Source organism: Prosthecobacter sp. (genome assembly GCF_029946185.1).
GTDB lineage: Bacteria > Verrucomicrobiota > Verrucomicrobiia > Verrucomicrobiales > Verrucomicrobiaceae > Prosthecobacter.
Genome location: NZ_JAQSEA010000198.1, coordinates 1 through 2,821 on the forward strand (window position 1 = coordinate 1; position 2,821 = coordinate 2,821).

Below are 2,821 nucleotides of genomic sequence, written 5' to 3' on the forward strand. Positions count from 1 at the left end.
CTTCAGAGCGCGACCTTCGGCGGGAACGGTATCCTAGACGGTTGTCCCAGGGCTTGCTGCGCTGCGCCCTGGGCTGACTCCTGCGGGCCTTCAGCCCGTCTAGATTCGAATCAAAGGCCGCGTGGCCAGCCTTAGCCTCACACCACCAGCCCCGCAGCCGCCACCAGCGTCTCTTCATTGACGATCCGGCCGGCGAGATCGGGTTTGCAGTCGCCTTTCAGCTCTTCGCGGAATTTCTTGATGAAGCTCTGCGTCGGCCATGAGGCGGCTTCGCCGAAGGCACAAATGGTCTTGCCTTCGATCTGATTGGCCACCGTCTCAAGGGTGTCCACGTCATCGGGGCTGGCTTCACCGGCGACGATGCGGTCGCTGATCTTCTTCATCCACAGGCTGCCTTCGCGGCAGGGCGTGCACTGGCCGCAGGACTCGTGCGCGTAGAAGGCGTTCAGATTGTTGATGACCCAGGTCATGCTGCGGCTGTCGTCCATGATGATCACGCCGCCGGAGCCTGCCATGGTGCCGCACTGCGCCATGGTGTCGAAGTCCATCGGGATGTCCATGATGCCGAGTTCACGCCCGTCCTTGAGCTTGTACGTCTCATCCGCACGCAGCACTTTGGAGGAGCTGCCGCCGGGGATGATGGCCTTCAATTTGCGCCCCGGTTTGAGGCCGCCGCACAGGGTGTCGATAACTTCGCCCATCGTCACCTTGCCGACTTCGACTTCGTAGTAGCCGGGCTTCACCACATCGCCGCTCACGCAGAGGATGCGGGTGCCGGTGTTGTTCGGCGTGCCGAGCTTGGCGTATTCCGCGCTGCCCATCTCAAGGATGTGCTTCACGTGGCAGAGCGACTCGACGTTGTTGACGATGGTCGGGCACATGTACAAACCGAGCGCCGCAGGAAAGTACGGGGGCTTGATGCGCGGGTAGGGGCGCTTGCCTTCGAGGGACTCGATCAGGCCGGTTTCCTCGCCGCAGATGTACGCGCCTGCACCGCGATGCACGTAGATCTCGCAGTCGAATCCGGTGCCGAGGATGTTCTTGCCGAGAAAGCCTTTTTCGTGGGCTTCAGCGATGGCTTTTTCGAGGATCTTGGCCGCGTAGGGGAACTCTTCCCGCACGTAGATGTAGGACAATTTTGCGCCGACGGCGAAGCAGGAAATCGTCATGCCCTCGATCAACTGATGAGGGTCCTGATGCATGATGTACCGGTCCTTGAAGGTGCCGGGCTCGGATTCATCCGCGTTGCAGATGAGATAGACCGGCTTGGTGTTCGTGGGCGGGATGAAGCCCCACTTCACGCCGGTGGGGAACCCTGCACCCCCACGGCCACGGAGACCGCTGGCTTTGACCTCATTCGTGATGGCGCTGCGCTCCATGGTGAACGCCTTTTTGAGCTGCTCATAGCCCCCATTTTCCAGGTAACACTCGATGGACGGATTGTAACCGACGCGGTCGATGTTCTTGAAGATCAGGCGCTTTTCACGCGCGTGGGGTTCTTTTCCGGGAAGATACTGGACGGGGGAGGCCATGGCCCGCAGTATCCGAGTGTGAATAAGGTGGGCAACTGGGATTTGTGAAAAATTTCACAAGCCGGGGGCGGACGCTTGCTGGCCGGAACCGGGCGCAGTCCAGGCCAGACCCATCCTGAGCCAGGTCTGAAAAGCCTCCGCGCCTTGGAATTGCGATGAAATCTCCGCGCCCGCAGCCCTCCGCCAACCCCGAATCATCCAGATGTCCACAGTCTGGAGCGAGAAGCCCCCGCAGCAGGTGCCTGCCACCGGCTGCTCAGCTCGGAGGCCCGCGCTCCCAGGCAGCGCCCCGTGCCCGGGCTTCGTGATCATCTCCCCTTCTAATCGCATTCTTTATCACTCATCATCACGTAGGGAAGTCGGATGGGTGAAAAACATCTTCCCCTCCCGATTTCAGGCCGCTATAAATAGCGGGAAATCCAGCCCCTATGCACCCTCGAATTCTGACCACTCTCGTCGTCCTCGGCTTCTCCCTCGTCGCCATGGGCACCTCAGCACCGGCCGCAGAACCCGCGCAAATCAGCATGCTCAGAAAATCCTGGGAGCAGGCCCGGGACCGCGCCGCACAGCCCATCGACGAAAGCTACCTGCGCGAACTGCACAAGCTTCTCGACACCTTCACCAAGAGCGGACAACTCGAAGACGCCATCGTCGTCAAAACCGAAAGCCAGAGCGTGGTCGATGACGCCAGCACCGCCGCAGCCGCGAGTGCCGAAGCGGTCAAAAAACCCGCCAAGCTCGATTCCCTCCGCAAGACCTGGGTGCAGTCCCGCGACAAAGCCCTTCAGCCCAGCAACGCCGTCTATGTCCGCGAACTACAGAAGCTCCAAGAGTCATACTCCAAGGCTGGAAAGCTCGAAGACGCCCTCGCCGCCAAGAGCGAGCTTGAAAAAGTAGGTGGCACACCCATGCCCGCCTCCCGGCAGTCCAAAGCCTTTGTCGGCAAAAAATGGGCCACCGCCAGCGGCAGTCATTTCACCTTCAAGGCAGATGGCACCGGCACCCAGGCCAACGCCACCGGCAAAGAGTGGCCCCTCAAGTGGACCCAGGACGCAGATGACCTCCTCACCGTCGAAGGCTGGAGTGACGATAAAAAAGCCACCCTATACTTCCGCTTCCCCAAAAGCCGCGAAGGCACCTTCGGCTCCTCCACCGACAAGCTCGACAAACAGGTCTCCGTGAAGTGAACCTCAGCCAAGGCCACGGCAGCAGCCAGCAAAAAATCAGACCTCTGCGCCCACCAGCCTCCAATAGTTCAGGTGCTCTGCGGCAAACCCGAACGTCCCCGC

At 60.8% G+C, this 2,821-nt stretch carries 2 protein-coding genes; one reads left to right on the forward strand and one right to left on the reverse strand.

Going from position 1 to position 2,821, the window contains the following annotated elements; genetic code table 11:
* Nucleotides 1–137: 137 nt before the first annotated feature.
* The gene (gene nuoF / locus PSV43_RS16890; RefSeq protein WP_300199930.1) at nucleotides 138–1,532 is read right to left on the reverse strand and encodes an NADH-quinone oxidoreductase subunit NuoF; all 1,395 of its coding nucleotides are present in this window, start codon (nucleotides 1,530–1,532) and stop codon (nucleotides 138–140) included.
* 428 nt (nucleotides 1,533–1,960) lie between these two features.
* Between nuoF and PSV43_RS16895 the strand changes: the two genes are divergently transcribed.
* Nucleotides 1,961–2,719 (forward strand): hypothetical protein, encoded by a 759-nt coding sequence (locus tag PSV43_RS16895; protein ID WP_300199933.1) that lies wholly within the window; start codon nucleotides 1,961–1,963, stop codon nucleotides 2,717–2,719.
* Nucleotides 2,720–2,821 lie beyond the last annotated feature (102 nt).